The sequence below is a fragment of the Streptomyces marincola genome, assembly GCF_020410765.1.
GTDB classification, from domain to species: domain Bacteria; phylum Actinomycetota; class Actinomycetes; order Streptomycetales; family Streptomycetaceae; genus Streptomyces; species Streptomyces marincola.
In genome coordinates this window covers 3,298,412-3,315,128 of record NZ_CP084541.1, presented here as the reverse complement: position 1 = coordinate 3,315,128, position 16,717 = coordinate 3,298,412, and the positions used below count along the sequence as shown (strand labels likewise).

The window sequence follows — 16,717 nt, the reverse complement described above, 5'->3', positions numbered from 1 at the left end:
GGGCCGCCGGGCTCAGGCCGGCGGCTCGGGCGGCTCCTCGTGCAGCTCGAACCACGTCGTCTTGCCCGCGCCGCGCGGCGCGTAGCCCCAGGCGTCGGCAAGCGACTCCATCAGCATCAACCCCCGCCCCGACGAGGCCAGTTCGCCCGGCTCCCTCGGGTGCGGCGGCTCGTCGCTCGGGTCGCTGACCTCCACCCGCAGCAGCCGGTCGCCTGCCGGACCGCTCAACTCGGCCACCAGCAGCGCGTCGCCGTCGGTGTGCATCAGCACGTTCGTCACGACCTCGGACAGCATCAGCCGGGCGCCGAACACCCGGTCCGCGTCGCCCCAGTCGTGCAGCAGCTCCGCGAGCCGCCCGCGCGCCTGCGCGATCCTGGCCGGCTCGGCCTGCGCGATCGTCAGCACCACCCGGCGCACGGGCGCCGCCCACGCCGGGCCCTGCGCCCCGCCGCGCGGGCGGCGCAGCAGGAGCAGCGCGATGTCGTCCAGGTCCGGGCCGCCCATGCCGGGCGCCGACGGCTGCGGCGGCGCGTTCCCGTGCACCGCCTCGATCAGGCCGTCCGCCAGGTTCTCAAGACCGACGCCGCCCAGACCCGCCACCGCGCGGCGCAGCCGCGCCCACCCCGAGTCGAAGTCGTGCCTGCCGGTCTCGATCAGCCCGTCCGTGCACAGCAGCAGCGTCTCGCCCGGCTGGAGCACCAGGCGCGTCGTCGGGTAGTCGCCCTGCGGCACCACGCCGAGCGGCAGCCCGCCCGGGCTCGGCCGCGTCACCAGCGTGCCGTCCTCAAGGACCATCGCCGCGTCGGGGTGCCCGGCGCGCGCCACGTCGAGCGTGCCCGAGGGCGGGTCGACCTCCACGTACAGGCAGGTCGCGAACCGGGTCTCGCCGAACGCCGGATCGGGCTCGGCGGTCAGCGTGGACAGGAAACGGGAGGCCCGCGCGAGCACCGCGTCCGGACGGTGGCCCTCGGAGGCGTACGCGCGCAGCACGATCCGCAGCTGCGCCATCACCGCCGCCGCCCGCACGTCGTGCCCCTGCACGTCCCCGATGATCAGCGCCACCCGCCCCGAGGGCAGCGGGATCACGTCGTACCAGTCGCCGCCGACCGTCAGCCCGCCGCCGGCCGGCACGTAGCGGGCGGCCAGCTCCATGCCGGGCACGCCGGGCGCGGGCCCCGGGCGCATCGTGTGCTGGAGGTCGGCGGCCAGCTCGCGCTCGGTGTCCTGGAGGTAGGCGCGCGAGAGGGCCTGGGCGACCAGGCGGGCCACCGTGGACAGCAGCGACCTGTCCTCGATGGTGAAGCCGAGCGGGGCGCGGAACGCCACCAGCCACACCCCGATCGTGCGCCCGGCGACCACGAGCGGCAGGTAGGCCCAGGACTTGTGGCCGAAGCGTTCGATCAGGGGCCACAGGTCGGGGAAGTCCTTGCGGTACTCGTCCGGGGTCGCCAGGTACACCGCGCGCCCGGTGCGCAGCACCTGGGCCGCCGGGTAGTTCGCGGAGACCGGGACGGGGAAGCTCGCGCTCACCGCCTCGAAGTCCGCGCCGTGGTAGTCGGCCAGCTTGACCTGGTCGCCCTCCTGCACGAACACCGCGACGCCGTCGGGCGAGAAGCCCGGCATCGCCAGGGACGCGGTGACCCGCAGCACGTCCTCGGTGGTGTTCGCGCCGGACAGCGTCTGGCCCGCGTCGAGCAGGAACGCCTCCCGCGCGCGCCGCCAGTCCCACTCCACGGCGGAGGGGCGGCCCGGCGCCGCCGGCACCTCCACGACCGTGCCGACCACGCCCGAGGTGACGCCGGCGATCCCCGCGCCCGGCCCCTCGTCGACCGGGCGCAGCCGGCTGCGCAGGGTGCGCAGCACGTTCCCCTCGCCGTCGACGACCCTGATCCGCAGCTCCGCGACCCGGCCCTCGGCCTCGGCGGCGGCCATCACGCGCTGGATCTCGATCACGTCCTCGGAGGGCAGGCGGGCGCGGATCGCGGCCTCGGGGATGGTCACCTCGTCGGTGGGCAGGCCGAACAGCCGGGCGGCCGTCGCGTCCAGGGTGACCTGGCCGCGGGCCCCGTCCCACGCCCACAGCCCGGTCTCCGCGGCGCCCAGCACGTCCTCGGTGCGCATATCGCACCACCCTATGGTGTTATGCCGGGAACCGGCCACCAGGAGTGGGCCGGGACGGTGGTGACGGTGGGCGGCGGTAGTCTGAGATGCCGTCCGGCACACCCAACGGCGACGTCTGACGACGGCTTCCTGACGACTTGGATGAACGATGCATCGGTACCGGTCCCACACCTGCGGCGAGCTGCGCTCCGCGGACATCGGCAAGGACGTCCGGCTGTCCGGGTGGCTGCACAATCGCCGGAACCTGGGCGGCATCCTGTTCATCGACCTGCGCGACCACCACGGCATCGTGCAGCTCGTCGTGCACCCCGAGGCCCCGGGCGCCCAGGCCGTGGACGACACGCTCGGCGGCCTGGCCAAGGAGACGGTCATCCGCGTCGACGGCCGCGTGGTCGGCCGCGGCGCCGACAACGTCAACGCCGAGCTCGCCACCGGTGAGATCGAGGTCGAGGTGACCGAGGTCGAGGTGCTCGGCGCCGCCGACCAGGTGCCGTTCACGATCAACAGCGAGGACGGCGTCAACGAGGAACGCCGGCTCGAATACCGCTTCCTCGACCTGCGCCGCGAGCGCATGCACCGCAACATCATGCTGCGCTCCGCCGTGATCTCCGCGATCCGGCAGAAGATGACCGCCCAGGGCTTCAACGAGCTGGCCACGCCGATCCTGTCGGCCACCTCGCCCGAGGGCGCGCGCGACTTCCTGGTGCCCTCGCGGCTGCACCCCGGCACCTTCTACGCGCTGCCCCAGGCGCCCCAGCAGTTCAAGCAGCTGCTGATGGTCGCGGGCTTCGACCGGTACTTCCAGATCGCGCCGTGCTTCCGCGACGAGGACGCGCGCGCCGACCGCTCGCCCGGCGAGTTCTACCAGCTCGACATGGAGATGAGCTTCGTCGAGCAGGAGGACGTGTTCGGCGTCATCGAGCGCGTGATGACCGAGCTGTTCACGGAGTTCGGCGGCGGACGGCACGTCACCTCGCCGTTCCCGCGCATCCCCTACCGCGAGGCGATGCTGAAGTACGGCTCGGACAAGCCCGACCTGCGCGCGCGCCTTGAGCTGACGGACGTCTCCGACGTCTTCGCCGGCTCGGGCTTCAAGGCGTTCGCGGACCAGCACGTGCGCGCGCTCGCCGTGCCCGACACCGCGAAGCAGCCGCGCCGCTTCTTCGACCAGCTCGGCGAGTTCGCCGTGGAGCAGGGCGCCAAGGGCCTGGCCTGGGTGCGGGTCGGTGACGACGGGCAGCTGACCGGCCCCATCGCCAAGTTCCTCACCGAGGAGAACGTGGCGGCGCTGCGCGAGCGGCTGGACGCCGGTCCCGGCACGGCCGTGTTCTTCGGCGCGGGCGCGTTCGACGAGGTCTCCAAAATCATGGGCGCGGTGCGGGTCGAGGCCGCCAGGCGCGCCGGCCACTTCGAGGAGAACGTCTTCCGCTTCTGCTGGATCGTGGACTTCCCCATGTACGAGCGGAACGAGGACACCGGCGCGATCGAGTTCTCGCACAACCCGTTCTCCATGCCGCAGGGCGGCCTCGAAGCGCTGGAGACCAAGGACCCGCTGGACATCCTGGCCTGGCAGTACGACATCGTGTGCAACGGCATCGAGCTGTCCTCCGGCGCCATCAGGAACCACGAGCCCGACGTGATGATCAAGGCGTTCGGCATCGCCGGGTACAGCGCCGAGGAGGTCGAGCGCGAGTTCGGCGGCATGCTGCGCGCGTTCCGCTTCGGCGCCCCGCCGCACGGCGGGATCGCCCCGGGCATCGACCGCATCGTGATGCTGCTCGCCGACGAGCCGAACATCCGCGAGACGATCGCCTTCCCGCTCAACGGCAACGCGCAGGACCTGCTGATGGGCGCGCCGAGCCCGGTGGACGAGTCGCGGCTGCGGGAGTTGCACCTGAACGTGCGGCGGCCGTCCTGACCGCCGCACGTCCGCGCCGCGCGGCCGGGGGGCGTCAGCCCTCCGGCATCACCGAGGAGTGGTGGTTGACGATCAGCCACGTGCCGGTGCGCCGGTCGCGTTCGTAGACGAACGTGTAGCGGGCGCGCACGTCGCGGGGCTCGCCCGTGGCCGGGTCGGTCAGGTGGAAGGTGTAGGCGCCGCCGTCGACGGCCGCGTCGCGGCCCAGGATCTCGACGTAGGACTCGTCGATCTCGCCGGTCGGCCGCTGCGTGAGGAAGTGCTCGAAGTAGTCGACTATGCCGGCGCGGTCGGTGCGTATCCGGTTGGACTGGGTGGGTTCGAGGACGGCGTCGGCCGCGTAGCGGTCGGCCACGACCTCCGCGTCGCCGGTGGCGAGCGCGTCGTTCCACCGCGCGAACAGCGCGCGGATCTCGGCTTCGGTCGGCGGGCGGTGCCCGCCCGCCGCGGTCTGGGGCTCAGGTGAGGTGCGCATGCGGCAAGCCTCGCCCCCGATGGTCAAGCGCTCCATCGGAAACGGCAAAGGCAGCCCCGGACTCCGGCAACGGAACCCTTACCTCCGTTGTCCGGGGCTGCCGTCAGCTCCGTGTCGCACGTCGTGCGAGCCCGGCGCGTAAGGGAGTGCGTGCGCGGGCGCACGCGGGCGTCATCACATGTTGAACTCGCTGGGGGAGAGCCCGAGCGCGCCGCACACCTCCCGGATGACCTGCTGCTCGGCCTGCGCGAAGTAGCCGTCGGCGCCCGCGATCACGATGCCGGTCTGGACGACGGCCCGCGCCTCCATCGGCTTCTTCTGCACCTTGGCGATCTCCTGGAGCGCCGCGGCCCGCCCGGCCTGGAAGTTGCCCACGAGCTGGTCCACGTGCTTGTTGAACCGCTGCCGCAAGGAGTCGGCCGGGAAGTTCTGGAGGACGTCGTTGCTGACGATCAGCGACTCCACGTGCTGCCGCTCGTTGTGGTCGACCGAGCCGTCGGCGGCGGCGACCAGCGCGCACATCGCCATGCTGGCGTCGCGGTAGGCGCCGCTCTTGAGCTCCGTCTTCATCGAGGACAGCTGGTTCTTGAACATGCTCACCAGCTGCTGGCCGCCGCCGCTTCCGCCGCTCCCGCTCCCCCCGCTGCCGCCGGAGCCGGTCCGCCCCTTCGCCGAGTCCTTGATCCGGTCCCAGATGGCCATTGCCTGTCACCTCGGTTGTCGTCAGTCAGTACCCCGTCAACGTATCCGGTCGGCGGCCCGGTTCCACCCGATCACCGGGGGAAATGGGGGGCGCCCGCCGGGATTCACGCCCCGTTCACCCCACGGTTCACGCGCGTGTCCCGGCGTGTGCCCCGCCCCGCGTTCCGGCGCCTCGGCCCGGGCCCGGCGGGCGCTCAGGACGCGGCGCGGAACGTGCGCAGCCGCAGGCTGTTGGCGACCACGGACACCGAGGAGAACGCCATCGCCGCGCCCGCCAGCATGGGGTTGAGCAGACCGGCCGCCGCGAGCGGCAGCGCGGCGACGTTGTAGCCGAACGCCCACCACAGGTTGCCCTTGATCGTCCGCAGCGTCCGGCGCGAGAGCCGGATCGCGTCGGCCGCGGCCCGCAGGTCGCCGCGCACCAGGGTCAGGTCGCCCGCCTCGATCGCCGCGTCCGTCCCCGTGCCCATCGCGAGGCCGAGGTCGGCGGCGGCGAGCGCCGCCGCGTCGTTGACGCCGTCGCCCACCATGGCCACGGTGCGGCCCTCGTCCCGCAGCCGCCGCACGACGGCCACCTTCTCCTCGGGCAGCACCCCGGCGATCACCTCGTCGATGCCGACCTCGGCGGCGACGGCGCGCGCCACCGTCTCGTTGTCCCCGGTCAGCAGGACCGGCGTCAGGCCGAGCGCCCGCAGCCGCCGCACCGCCTCGGCGCTGCTGTCCTTGACCGCGTCGGCCACGGCGAGCACGGCGCGCGCCCGCCCGTCCCACGCGACGAGCACGGCCGTGCGGCCCGCGGCCTCCGCCCCGGCCGCCGCCTCGGCCAGCTCGGCGGGCAGCGTGACGCCGGCCCCGGTCAGCAGCCCGGCCCGGCCCGCGAGCACGGCGCGCCCCTCGACGAGGCCCCGCACCCCGAGCCCGGGCACGTTCGTGAACTCCCGCACCGGGGGCAGCTGCTCCGCCGTCGTGCCCGCGGCCTCGGCCGCGCCCGCGGCGACGGCCCGCGCGATCGGGTGCTCCGAAGCGTGTTCGAGCGCGCCGGCCAGCCGCAGCGCCTCCGCCTCGTCCTCGCCCGCCGCCGCGGTCACGCCGGTCAGCGCCATCCGGCCCGTGGTGACGGTGCCGGTCTTGTCGAGCAGCACGACATCGGCGCGCCGCGTGTTCTCCAGCACCTCGGGCCCCTTGATCAGGATGCCGAGCTGCGCGCCGCGCCCGGTGCCCACCAGCAGCGCCGTGGGCGTGGCGAGCCCGAGGGCGCAGGGGCACGCGATGATCAGCACGGCCACGGCCGCGGTGAACGCGGCGGTCGGCCCGCCCCCCGCCGCCAGCCACACGCCGAGCGTGGCCACGGCGATGGCGATGACGGCCGGCACGAACACGGCCGAGATCCGGTCCGCGAGGCGCTGCGCCGCGGCCTTCCCGTTCTGCGCGTCCTCCACGAGCTTCGCCATCCGCGCCAGCCGCGTGTCCGCGCCGACCCGCGTGGCCTCGACGACCAGCCGGCCGCCCGCGTTGATCGTGGCGCCGGTGACCTGGGCGCCCTCCGCGACCTCGACGGGCACGGACTCGCCGGTCAGCATGGAGGCGTCGACGGCCGAGCTGCCCTCGACGACGACGCCGTCGGTCGCGATCTTCTCGCCCGGCCGCACCACGAACCGGTCGCCCGGGCGCAGGTCCGCGACCGGCACGCGCCGCTCGGCGCCGCCGCGCAGCACGGTGACCTCCTTGGCGCCGAGGTCGAGCAGGGCGCGCAGCGCGGCGCCCGCGCGGCGCTTGGCGCGCGCCTCCAGGTAGCGGCCCGCGAGCAGGAACGCGGTGACGCCCGCGGCGGCCTCCAGGTAGATCGCGCCCGCGCCGTCCGTGCGTTCGATGGTCAGCTCGAACGGGTGGGTCATGCCGGGCATGCCCGCGTGCCCGAAGAACAGCGCCCACACCGACCAGGCGAGCGCGGCCAGCGTGCCGAGGGACACGAGCGTGTCCATGGTCGCGGCGCCGTGCCGCGCGTTCGTCCACGCGGCGCGGTGGAACTGCCAGCCGCCCCACACCACGGCGGGCGCGGCCAGGGTCAGCGACAGCCACTGCCAGTACTCGAACTGCCAGGCGGGCACCATCGCCAGGACGATCACCGGAACGGCCAGGGCCCAGGTCACCGCCGTGCGGTGGCGCAGGGCCGCCAGGTCGTCCGGCGGCTCCGCGCCGCCCTCGGGCGCGGGCGCGGCGGCCGGGCGCGGCTCCTCGGCGGTGTAGCCGGTGGCCTCGACGGTGGCGACGAGGTCGGCGACGGTGACGCCGTCGGCGTAGGAGACCTTCGCCTTCTCGGTGGCGTAGTTGACGGAGGCGGTGACGCCGTCCATCCGGTTGAGCTTCTTCTCGATCCGGGCGGCGCAGGACGCGCAGGTCATGCCGCCGATGGCCAGTTCGACCTCGGCGCTGTCGGATGCGGTGGCTGTCATGGGGTGGCTCCTCGGTTGCCCAGGATACCCGTGGGAGGTATGCGTTCGACCTCCTGTATACCCCACAGGGGTATGTTGGGCAAATACCCCCCAGGGGTAAGTGTCGCGCCCGTGTCGCGCGCCTTCCGGGGGGAAAGCGCCATCTGCGCCAAGCTGCCCCGTATGCGAATGAAGAACGCCGCCCTGCTCGTGAACCGGGCCAGCCTCTCCCACAAGATCCGTTACGCGGCGCGCAATCCGGCGCGCATCGCGCCGCACGCGCGGCGCGTGGCCCGTGACACCTGGCTGCGGCTGCGGCACCGCGACCACGTCTCCTACTACCGCGCGGTGATGGCCTCCGACACCGCCCGCGACCCCGACAAGGCCGTGGGCAGCGCGAGCCGGGCGCGCTGGCGGGCGCTGGGTGAGATGCAGTTCACCTACCTGACCGCGCACGGTCTCAGGCCGGAGCACCGCATGCTCGACATCGGCTGCGGCAACCTGCGCGCGGGCCGGTGGTTCATCGACTACCTGGGGCCCGGCGCCTACTACGGGATCGACATCTCGCCGGACATCCTCGTCAGCGCCAAGCACACCCTGGTCGCCTACGGCCTCCAGGACAAGGTGCCGCACCTGACGCCGACCCGCGACCTCACCCTCGACTTCCTGCCCGACGCGTATTTCGACGTCGTGCACGCGCACAGCGTGTTCTCGCACTCGCCCCTGTCCGTGATCGACGAATGCCTCGCGCACGTCGGCCGCGTCATGGCGCCGGGCGCGTTCTTCGACTTCACCTTCGACCGCACCGAGGGCCGCGAGCACCACGTGCTGCGCGAGGATTTCTACTACCGGACGGAAACGCTCGTCGCGCTCGCGGAGCGGCACGGACTGCGCGCCAGGTTCGAGGAGGACTGGGAGAAGCTGCCGCACGGCCAGTCCAGAATCCGCGTCACCGCTTCCTGATCCGGCCGCCCCCGCGCTCCCCCGCCGGGCCGCCGCGAGATCTCCTCTCGCGGCGGCCCGGCGGCGTCTCGCGCCCTCCCGGTGTGCGGAGAAAAGGAGCGGCGTCGCGGGAGGCGGCCGTTTACCATGGGCGCTTCCGCCTCCCGCCGGGGGCCGCCCGCCCGTGCCCGGGGGCGCGGGCCGTCCGCGCGACGGAGCCCGGCCGCCCGCAGGGAACGGATTCGGGAGAACCCGATGAGAAAAGTCACGCCGGCGGCGATGAGGAAGCGGCTCCGCCCGAGTCTTACGAACATACGAACGAATGCCACGTGGCTCACGCCTGCGGCTCGTGCGGCCACGAAGGCCGGCAAAACCACACGGACCACACGGACCACACGGACCACACGGACCACACGGAAAGGACAGTGATGGGCAACGGCACGGGCGAGCCCGCGATCGAGACCCGCGGACTCGTCAAGATATTCGGCGACAACCGGGCGGTCGACGGCGTCGATCTCACGGTGCCCGCGGGCACCGTCTACGGCGTCCTCGGCCCCAACGGCGCGGGCAAGACCACCACCGTCCGCATGCTGGCGACCCTCCTGCGGCCGGACGCGGGCGAGGCCAGGATCTTCGGTCTCGACGTCTTCACCCAGGCCGACGCCGTCCGCAGCCGCGTCAGCCTCACCGGGCAGTACGCCTCGGTCGACGAGGACCTGACCGGCACGGAGAACCTGGTGCTCCTCGCGCGCCTCCTCGGCCACCGCAAGCCGGCCGCGCGGGAACGGGCCGCCGCGCTGCTCGACGCGTTCGGGCTGACCGAGGCCGCCGACCGGCAGGCGAAGAACTACTCGGGCGGCATGCGGCGCCGCCTCGACATCGCCGCGAGCATCCTCAACACCCCCGACCTGCTCTTCCTCGACGAGCCCACCACGGGCCTCGACCCGCGCAGCCGCAACCAGGTCTGGGACATCGTGCGCGCCGTCGTCGCCCAGGGCACCACCGTGCTGCTCACCACCCAGTACCTGGAGGAGGCCGACCGGCTCGCCGGCCGGATCGCCGTCATCGACAAGGGCCGCGTGATCGCCGAGGGCACCCCGGGCCAGCTGAAGTCGTCCGTCGGCTCCGGCTCGATCCACCTCAGGCTGCGCGACGCCGACCGCCGCCCCGAGGCGCGCGAGCTGCTGGAACGCGTCCTCGGCACCACCGTCTCCGCCGACGCCGACCCGCTGGCCCTCACCGCGCGGCTCATGCAGGACGGCAACGCGTCGGGCCCCGCGGAACTGGCCTCGCACGCCCTGGCCCAGCTCGCCGCGGGCGGCATCGTCGTCGACGACTTCTCGCTCGGCCAGCCGAGCCTCGACGAGGTCTTCCTCGCCCTGACCGACGGCAAGGCCGACCGGTCCGCCACCGACACCACCGCCACGACGAGGGAAACGAAGCAGGAGGCCGTGGCATGACCACCGCGACCAGTGCCGACGCGGCACCCAAGCAGAGCGGCAAGGACGGCGACGAGGCGGAGGACACCTACACGCCCACCGCCGAGACGCTGGGCGCGGTGCTCGCCGGCGTGGAACGCCCGCAGCGGCCCAGCCCGCTGTCGGCGTCGCTCACGTTCGGCTGGCGCGCGATGCTGAAGATCAAGCACGTGCCCGAGCAGCTGTTCGACGTGACCGTCTTCCCGATCATGATGACGCTCATGTTCACGTACCTGTTCGGGGGCGCGCTCGCCGGGTCCACGAGCGAGTACCTTCAGTTCCTGCTGCCCGGGATCATGGTCATGAGCGTCGTGATGACCACCATGTACACCGGCGTCGCGGTCAACACCGACATCCAGAAGGGCGTCTTCGACCGCTTCAGGACCCTTCCCGTCTGGCGCCCCGCCGCGATGGTCGGCTACCTCTTCGGCGACATGCTCAGGTACGCCATGGCGTCCGTGGTGATCCTGATCGTCGGCCTGATCCTCGGCTACCGGCCCGAGGGCGGCGTGCTCGGCGTGGCGGGCGCGATCCTGCTGCTCATCGTCTTCTCGTTCGCGTTCTCGTGGATCTGGACGATGTTCGGGCTCATGCTGCGCTCCGAGAAGTCCGTGATGGGCATCAGCATGCTGGTGCTGATGCCGATGACCTTCCTCAGCAACATCCTGGTCGACCCGGGCACGATGCCCGGCTGGCTCCAGGCGTTCGTCGACGTCAGCCCCGTCGCCCACCTCGTCGAGGCCGCGCGCGGCCTGATGGACGGCAACGTCGACACCGGCGAGATCACCTGGGTGCTGGTGGCGAGCGCGGTGCTGATCGCCGTGTTCGGCACCCTGACGATGCGGCTGTACAACCGCAAGTGAGGGCGGACGACGGCCCGTTGCCCCGCGCGTCGCGCGAGGGTGACGGGCCGTTCCGCTGTCCGCGACCCGGTCAGGCGCCGAGTTCGGCGCCGCGCCCGCCGACCCCGCGCAGCAGCGTGTCGACCACGCGGGTCGCCAGCGCCTCCACGTCCCCGCCCTCGTCATCGGCCGCTTCCCCGCGGTCGTGGGCGGCCTCGTGGATGAGCGCGTAGTAGACGCGGCGGGCCCACTCCAGGTCGACCTCCCGGCGCAGCACGCCGGCCTCGGCGGCGCGCAGGAACAGGCGGTCGCACTGGGCGAGCACGTCGGCGTGCACCCGTGCCACCTCCGGGTCCTCCGGCGTTCCCCTGCTCATCGCGAAGCCCCAACTGGTCTTCACGCGAAGCACGTTGGCGGTCACCTGGTAGAGAGCCACGAGCGGCGGAACGCTGTCGGTGCGGGCGCTGGTCACCGCCTCGTGGAACTGCCGCGTGGCCCAGGCCGCCAGCGCCTCGACCAGCGCCTCGCGGCTGGTGAACCGGCGGTGCACGGTCGTCCGCGCGACACCTGCCGCCTCCGCGATCTGCTCCATGGTGGCCGCCGGATCGGCGCTGAGCACGCGTTCCGCGGCTTCGAGGATGGCCCGCACGGTCCGTTCCGCGTCCGCGCGCAACGGCCGCCCGCTTCTCTGGTCCATGAGGCTCCCTCCCTCTGAGGCACCGGAAACACTACGCCACGGTCGCGCTGCACCCCATACTTGCAACATCGATGTTGCAGCTTCTATGGTTCTCGCGTCGAACCTGACGCAATTGTGCGAGGAGTGCTCCATGGATCTGCACCTGGCAGGCAAGGCCGCCGTCGTGACCGGCGCGAGCCGGGGGATCGGCCTGGCCGTCGTTGCCGCGCTGGTGAACGAAGGAATGCGGGTGGTGGCCGGGGCGCGCACGACCACGCCGGAACTGGTGGCCACCGGCGCGATCTGCGTGCCCGTCGACCTCTCGACGGCCGAGGGACCCGCCCGGCTCATCGAGCGGGCAGAAGCCGAACTCGGCGGCCTCGACCTCCTGGTCAACAACGTCGGCGGCGGCGACTCGGGCGAAGGGCAGACGGGCGGCCTGCTCACCTTCACCGACGAGCAGTGGCAGCAGGCGTACGACCTGAACTTCCTCTCCGCCGTCCGCGCCACCCGGGCCGCGCTGCCCCGTCTCGTCGAGGACGGGGGCGGGGCCGTCGTCAACGTCTCCTCCGACGCCGCCAGGAGCCCGCACAGCAGTCCCATGCCCTACACCACCGCCAAGGCCGCGCTGACCGCGTTCGGCAAGGCGATCGCGGAGGAGTTCGGCCCCCAGGGCGTGCGGGTCAACACCGTGTCGCCCGGCGCGGTCCGCACCTCCCTGTGGGACGGGCCCGGCCGGTACGGCGTGGCGCTGGCCGAGAAGATGGGCATGGAGCACGCGCAGCTGCTCGACCAGATCCCGGCCGCCACCGGCATGCTCACCGGCCGGTTCATACGCCCCGACGAGGTCGCCGACCTCGTCGCCTACCTCGCCTCCCCGGCCGCCGCCAGCATCGTCGGCGTCGACTACGTCATCGACGGCGGCGCGACGAAGACCACCTGACCCACCCGCCAACCCCCAACCCCCCGCCCCGACCGGCCCGTTCCTCCCGCCGGGGTCTGCGGGGGAACGGGCCGTGGGCCGCCGAGTGACGCGCCATCTTCCTCGGCGGAGAGGTCAGGAGATGAGCAGGACGCTTTCCCACGGGGCGGCCCGTTGGCGGGCGAATAGTCCGGCGTCAGCGGCCAGGGCGAGGGCGGTACCGGCACGGCCGCCGAGGAGGCCCGGCGCGGCGGAGGGCGGAGACAACAGAGACAGGACGGTGTCGCGGGCACGGGCGGCGAGCCGGGAACCGCCGTGCCGGGCGCCGGCGAGTACGCCTGCCGCGCCATGGCAAAGACCAGGGCCTTCGGTGTCCCAGGTGGAGATGTCGGTCGCGAGGTGGTCGAGGGCCGCTGTGGCGGTGCGGAGGAAAGCGGGTTCACCGAGAGCGTGGCCGGCGTGCGTGAGGGCGGTGGCGATCCCCGGGGTGCCATAGCACCAGGCGGTTCTGCGGCCGGGGATGACGCCGGGAGGCGGGGTGGGCCCGGCGTCGAGGTCGGCACCGCTGACGTGGGGCGGCCAGGAGGGGCCGGGGTCTGCCCAGGTGAGGAGCCAGTGCGCGGCCCCGGCGATGGCGTCATGTTGACCGGGAGCGATATGGCCCGCGAGGTGGGCGAGGGCGAGGAAGGCGAGGGGACCGGCGATTCCGTGGGCCATGCCGGTGGTGGCGGCGCCCGATGGGGGGACAGGGACGCTCGGCGGATGAGCGTGGGCCGGGAGCCACCAGCCGGGACGAGTTCCCTGGTCGGTGAGGATCATTCTGATCAGGGTGGTCAATGCGGCGTGCAGACCAGGGGTTGCCTCGGCGCGGTGGCCGGTGGCATGGGAGACGAGGAGGATGCGACCGATGCCGCTCAAGCCCTTGATGGCGTCGTAGACGGCCCAGGGCGCCCACGATCCCGGACTCGTCCGCTGAAGCTGGGCGAGGGCCTGGGCACGAGCCGAGAGCCAGCTCGTCGCACGCGGGGCGAGGGCGTGGTGGGGGCCGCGCTCGGGCAGGTGGGCGGTGCCGATGATCAGGGAAGCGGCGAGGGCGCCCGGGCCGGTGTGGATGCCGTCGGCCGGTGCGTCACCGAGGACTTGGGAGGCTGCGTTCCAGTGGCGGACGGCGGTGGTCGCGTCGCCGAGGCAGGCGTGCAGCAGCGCAGTGCCGGCGAGTCCGTAGCAAAGCGTGTGGGCGGCGCGTGCGGAGACGGCGGCGGCGACAGCCCGGGTAGGCCCGAGGGCGAGGGCCAGCTCCTGGGACTTGGTGGCTGAGAGGGCGCGGTGCTCGTCGGTCATGAGCGATGAAGCAGATCGGCGGCGAGGGTGCGGGCGAGGCGTTCGTGGCTCGGGTCGGTGCTCAGAAGCCGGTTGTTGTGCATGTGGATCAGGTCGGATGCGCAGGGGGCGGCGAAAGCGGGGGCGAGGACGTCTCGGTAGGCGAGGAGGGCTTTCCGCCGTTGGGCGTGGACGGTGGCCAGAAAGGGCGGGATGAGAGCTGCGGCACCCCTGCGGGTGATGGCGCGGAGGGTGTCTCTGTGGCGACGCTGGTCCCGAGTCAGGCGGCCAGGGGCGAGGGCCCGTCGGGGCTGCTCGGGGGCGAGAGCTCCGGCGATCTCGGCGGATGAGGCGGCGGCGAGAAGGAGACGTTGGCTGTCGGTGAGGCGGAGGGCGCGGAGAGCAAGGGCGCTGTCCGCGTGGAAGAAGCACTCAGCGGAGGCCATGGCCTGCTCGCCGCCGTAGCGCTCGATTTCCTGCTCGTACGGCTCCAAGTGGAGGCCGCTGCACAGTCCTTGCCGACGCAGCCGAGCGGTAGCGGTGGCGAGTTGGGGTTGCACGCGGCTGTTCAGGGCGGTGGGATCGCCGTGGACGCGGAGGCGCAGGTGGGGACCGAGCGCCGGGGTGGTGTAGCGGAGCCAGAACCAGCGGTCGATGTCGGGCGCGGTGGTCAGCCGCTCAAGCAGTGGGCTGAGTTCGGTGAGCGTGGTGTCGTGGAGGTCGCTCGGCCCGGGAAGAGCAGCGGACAGCCAGCTACCGCCGGGAAGGTGGCGTCCTGCGTGCGCACCGCGGATGGCTCGGCGCGGGCTGGGCCGGGACGAGGGCGGGCTGTCGCGGCGGGTGAGTGCGACAACGAGTTCGAGGTGGTGGCGTTCACGGTCAGGGCCGGGAAGGACACGGAGGGCTTCGGGCGACCCGAGGGGTTCGTGGAGCGATCGGGTGCCTCGGTGAACGCTGCGGCGTAGCAGTTCGCGGTCGTCGGGGTCATGGAGGTCGAGCGGGAGACGGCGGTCGTTCTCCGCCACGACCACGGTGCCGGGCAGGGCGGGGTGAACAGTGCGCTGCCAAACTTCCAGCGTGCTGGTGAAGGCAGCACGGTTGCCTGCCGCGGTGGCCAGTTCCGCGGGCACCTGCCAGCGGGCCGGGCACAGAAGGATGCCGTGATAGCGCACACGCGGCGTGAAGGGGAAGGCGGACAGCGGGCCCCAGCTCCAGGGGTGCCAGGGGCGTGTGTTGGCATGGCCGAGAAGATGCAGGGCGCGGGCGGCCGGCGGTAGCAGACGGGGCGCGACGCGGCTCCGGAGGACCGGAGTGACGGGGCGGTCGTGACGGGTCGACCACAGCGCGAGATGAGTGCCGGAGACGACCAGCGCCAATTCCTCGGGGATCAGATCCTCCGGTCGCCGGGGAACGCCGAGGGGGATGCGCCAAGGCGCGGTGCCCGTCTCGGCGTTGAGCGTTCCGGTGGCAGCGGTGCGGGTGCGGCAGGCGATCTCCGCGACCATCGGTCCGGTGCCGTTGCCGGCGTGTTCGTCGGGGGCGAGTTCGGGGAGCCAGCGGGTCCAGCGGCCCGGTGCGGCACCCGCGTCCTGGGACCCCGTCCCGGGCACGACCGCGATGTCCGGGGCTTCGCTCTCGCTGTTGAGCAGCTGGATGTGGATTTCAGCGGTACGGGGCGGCGGCAGCGGGGACGGGTTGGCGAGCTGGGCGAGGTGGTGGTCCTGAAGAGCGATTTCGGGCGTACCGGTGCTGAGGGCACCGGCGAGCAGAGAGGCCAGTGCGGTCATACGGGACGGGCTGAGGCCCTCGTCGGTGCCGAGTGCGTCGTGAGCCGTGGGCGGGCCCAGGCCTGCTACGGGGTCGAGTGCTTCGAGCAGTGGTACCAATCGGTGGCGTCCGTAGCGGGCCAGGAAGCGGCGGTGGTAGTCGCCGAGCGGTGGGGTGCGGTGACCGATGCGCCAGAGGACGGAGGCGGCGAGCGCCGCGCTGTCGCCCACCGACCACGGCAGGGAGATCTGGGCGTCGGCAAGGGTGTCCGCGGTCAGTGGGCGGGGAGTGGGGCGGAGCGAGTTCGCGAGGTCCCTGGCCGCTGACAGGAGTGGTCGTCGGCGAGGTGACCCGGGAGTGTGCGCATCGGCTTCCCGGAGAACTGCGGCCAGGCGCCTCAGCGTGTGGGCGGACGGCGACTGCGCCGGGAGACGACCCAGCAGGTGCTGGAGCGGGTCGGCACGGAGGTCGTCAGGGAGCAGGTCGTCGAGCAGGGCCCCGGCCTTGACCATGTTCAGTACAGCACGCGCGATGGTGGCGGGGGCGACGTCGGGATGACGTTTGGAGAGGTCGGCGAGCAGGTCGGCGGCCGGGGCGCCGTCCGCGCAGGCACGGAGCAACCAGCGGGAGACTTCGGTGTTCCGCACGCTGCCGGTCTCCGCGCCGCGCTCTGTCGGGCGTTCGGCCACAAAGCGGTCGCCGCGCGAGGCGACCAGATTGCTCGTGGTCAGGGTGAGGGTGGGCAGCAGTTCCGGATGTTCGTCCAAAAGCTGGTCGGCGAGGGCGGTCAGCCAACGTGCGCTCGGCATGGTGATGGCACGGTGCGCCCGGCCCAGCCGCAGTGTGGTGGCACGGGCGGTCAGGGCTGCCGGTGCGACCGCGGCGAAGACACCGTGCGGAGTGGTGCGGCTGCGTGAACGAAGGTCGTAGGCGCGCAGGGTGGCCCTGGTGCGGGCGTCCCTCCGGGCCTTCGACAGGTCGATGCTCCCGGCGAGAAGGACCCCCTCGATCAGGAGGCCGTCAGCCTCATCGCCGACTCCCTGGTCGGGGCGGAGCGGAACGCGGGCCATGGCCACCGGATGAGCGGCGAACAGCCTGCGGGGCATCGCACCACCATTCGTC

Annotated in this window: 12 protein-coding genes; 5 read left to right on the top strand and 7 right to left on the bottom strand. The window is 72.8% G+C overall.

The window, feature by feature from the left end; translation table 11 throughout:
• Window positions 1–12: 12 nt before the first annotated feature.
• Window positions 13–2,121 (bottom strand): ATP-binding SpoIIE family protein phosphatase, encoded by a 2,109-nt coding sequence (locus LC193_RS14205; RefSeq protein ID WP_226074489.1) that lies wholly within the window; start codon window positions 2,119–2,121, stop codon window positions 13–15.
• A 148-nt stretch (window positions 2,122–2,269) separates the two neighbouring features.
• Here LC193_RS14205 and aspS point away from each other — a divergent pair, with 148 nt between their 5' ends.
• On the top strand, window positions 2,270–4,039 hold the full coding sequence (aspS, locus tag LC193_RS14200) for an aspartate--tRNA ligase (RefSeq protein ID WP_226074488.1): 1,770 nt from the start codon (window positions 2,270–2,272) through the stop codon (window positions 4,037–4,039).
• Window positions 4,040–4,073: 34 nt separating this feature from the next.
• On the opposite strand, the gene LC193_RS14195 is transcribed toward aspS, so the two are convergent.
• From LC193_RS14195 to LC193_RS14185, 3 genes are all read right to left on the bottom strand, one after another.
• The gene (locus tag LC193_RS14195; protein ID WP_226074486.1) at window positions 4,074–4,514 is read right to left on the bottom strand and encodes an SgcJ/EcaC family oxidoreductase; all 441 of its coding nucleotides are present in this window, start codon (window positions 4,512–4,514) and stop codon (window positions 4,074–4,076) included.
• Between the two features lie 174 nt (window positions 4,515–4,688).
• Window positions 4,689–5,216 (bottom strand): tellurite resistance TerB family protein, encoded by a 528-nt coding sequence (locus tag LC193_RS14190; protein WP_226074484.1) that lies wholly within the window; start codon window positions 5,214–5,216, stop codon window positions 4,689–4,691.
• Between the two features lie 194 nt (window positions 5,217–5,410).
• Window positions 5,411–7,669, bottom strand: coding sequence for a heavy metal translocating P-type ATPase (locus tag LC193_RS14185; RefSeq protein ID WP_226074482.1), 2,259 nt, complete (start codon window positions 7,667–7,669; stop codon window positions 5,411–5,413).
• A 168-nt stretch (window positions 7,670–7,837) separates the two neighbouring features.
• On the opposite strand from LC193_RS14185, the gene LC193_RS14180 reads away from it, so the two are divergent.
• The 3 genes from LC193_RS14180 to LC193_RS14170 all read left to right on the top strand — a co-directional run bounded on the left by LC193_RS14180 (window position 7,838) and on the right by LC193_RS14170 (window position 10,931).
• The gene (locus LC193_RS14180; RefSeq protein WP_226078597.1) at window positions 7,838–8,611 is read left to right on the top strand and encodes a class I SAM-dependent methyltransferase; all 774 of its coding nucleotides are present in this window, start codon (window positions 7,838–7,840) and stop codon (window positions 8,609–8,611) included.
• 407 nt (window positions 8,612–9,018) lie between these two features.
• On the top strand, window positions 9,019–10,050 hold the full coding sequence (locus LC193_RS14175; RefSeq protein ID WP_226074480.1) for an ATP-binding cassette domain-containing protein: 1,032 nt from the start codon (window positions 9,019–9,021) through the stop codon (window positions 10,048–10,050).
• Window positions 10,047–10,931: an ABC transporter permease gene (locus LC193_RS14170; protein WP_226074478.1), complete on the top strand. Its 885-nt coding sequence runs from the start codon at window positions 10,047–10,049 to the stop codon at window positions 10,929–10,931. The genes LC193_RS14175 and LC193_RS14170 overlap by 4 nt, the downstream gene beginning before the upstream one ends.
• Window positions 10,932–11,001: 70 nt before the next feature.
• Here the strand turns inward: LC193_RS14170 and LC193_RS14165 are convergent, their stop codons facing one another.
• On the bottom strand, window positions 11,002–11,607 hold the full coding sequence (locus LC193_RS14165; RefSeq protein WP_226074476.1) for a TetR/AcrR family transcriptional regulator: 606 nt from the start codon (window positions 11,605–11,607) through the stop codon (window positions 11,002–11,004).
• 130 nt (window positions 11,608–11,737) lie between these two features.
• On the opposite strand from LC193_RS14165, the gene LC193_RS14160 reads away from it, so the two are divergent.
• Complete coding sequence (locus LC193_RS14160) at window positions 11,738–12,529, top strand: oxidoreductase (RefSeq protein WP_226074474.1); 792 nt, start codon at window positions 11,738–11,740, stop codon at window positions 12,527–12,529.
• Window positions 12,530–12,643: 114 nt separating this feature from the next.
• On the opposite strand, the gene LC193_RS14155 is transcribed toward LC193_RS14160, so the two are convergent.
• Entirely contained in the window at window positions 12,644–13,849 is a 1,206-nt protein-coding gene (locus LC193_RS14155) for a lanthionine synthetase LanC family protein (RefSeq protein WP_226074472.1), read from the bottom strand.
• Entirely contained in the window at window positions 13,846–16,701 is a 2,856-nt protein-coding gene (locus tag LC193_RS14150; protein ID WP_226074470.1) for a lantibiotic dehydratase, read from the bottom strand. Before LC193_RS14150 ends, LC193_RS14155 begins: the two co-directional genes overlap by 4 nt.
• Between the last annotated feature and the right edge of the window lie 16 nt (window positions 16,702–16,717).

What these genes read in the sequence shown, in the direction of transcription:
- LC193_RS14205 (WP_226074489.1), bottom strand. Translation starts at nt 2,121, where the DNA reads ATGCGCACCGAGGACGTGCTGGGCGCCGCGGAGACCGGGCTGTGGGCG.
- aspS (WP_226074488.1), top strand. Translation starts at nt 2,270, where the DNA reads ATGCATCGGTACCGGTCCCACACCTGCGGCGAGCTGCGCTCCGCGGAC.
- LC193_RS14195 (WP_226074486.1), bottom strand. Translation starts at nt 4,514, where the DNA reads ATGCGCACCTCACCTGAGCCCCAGACCGCGGCGGGCGGGCACCGCCCG.
- LC193_RS14190 (WP_226074484.1), bottom strand. Translation starts at nt 5,216, where the DNA reads ATGGCCATCTGGGACCGGATCAAGGACTCGGCGAAGGGGCGGACCGGC.
- LC193_RS14185 (WP_226074482.1), bottom strand. Translation starts at nt 7,669, where the DNA reads ATGACAGCCACCGCATCCGACAGCGCCGAGGTCGAACTGGCCATCGGC.
- LC193_RS14180 (WP_226078597.1), top strand. Translation starts at nt 7,838, where the DNA reads ATGAAGAACGCCGCCCTGCTCGTGAACCGGGCCAGCCTCTCCCACAAG.
- LC193_RS14175 (WP_226074480.1), top strand. Translation starts at nt 9,019, where the DNA reads ATGGGCAACGGCACGGGCGAGCCCGCGATCGAGACCCGCGGACTCGTC.
- LC193_RS14170 (WP_226074478.1), top strand. Translation starts at nt 10,047, where the DNA reads ATGACCACCGCGACCAGTGCCGACGCGGCACCCAAGCAGAGCGGCAAG.
- LC193_RS14165 (WP_226074476.1), bottom strand. Translation starts at nt 11,607, where the DNA reads ATGGACCAGAGAAGCGGGCGGCCGTTGCGCGCGGACGCGGAACGGACC.
- LC193_RS14160 (WP_226074474.1), top strand. Translation starts at nt 11,738, where the DNA reads ATGGATCTGCACCTGGCAGGCAAGGCCGCCGTCGTGACCGGCGCGAGC.
- LC193_RS14155 (WP_226074472.1), bottom strand. Translation starts at nt 13,849, where the DNA reads ATGACCGACGAGCACCGCGCCCTCTCAGCCACCAAGTCCCAGGAGCTG.
- LC193_RS14150 (WP_226074470.1), bottom strand. Translation starts at nt 16,701, where the DNA reads ATGCCCCGCAGGCTGTTCGCCGCTCATCCGGTGGCCATGGCCCGCGTT.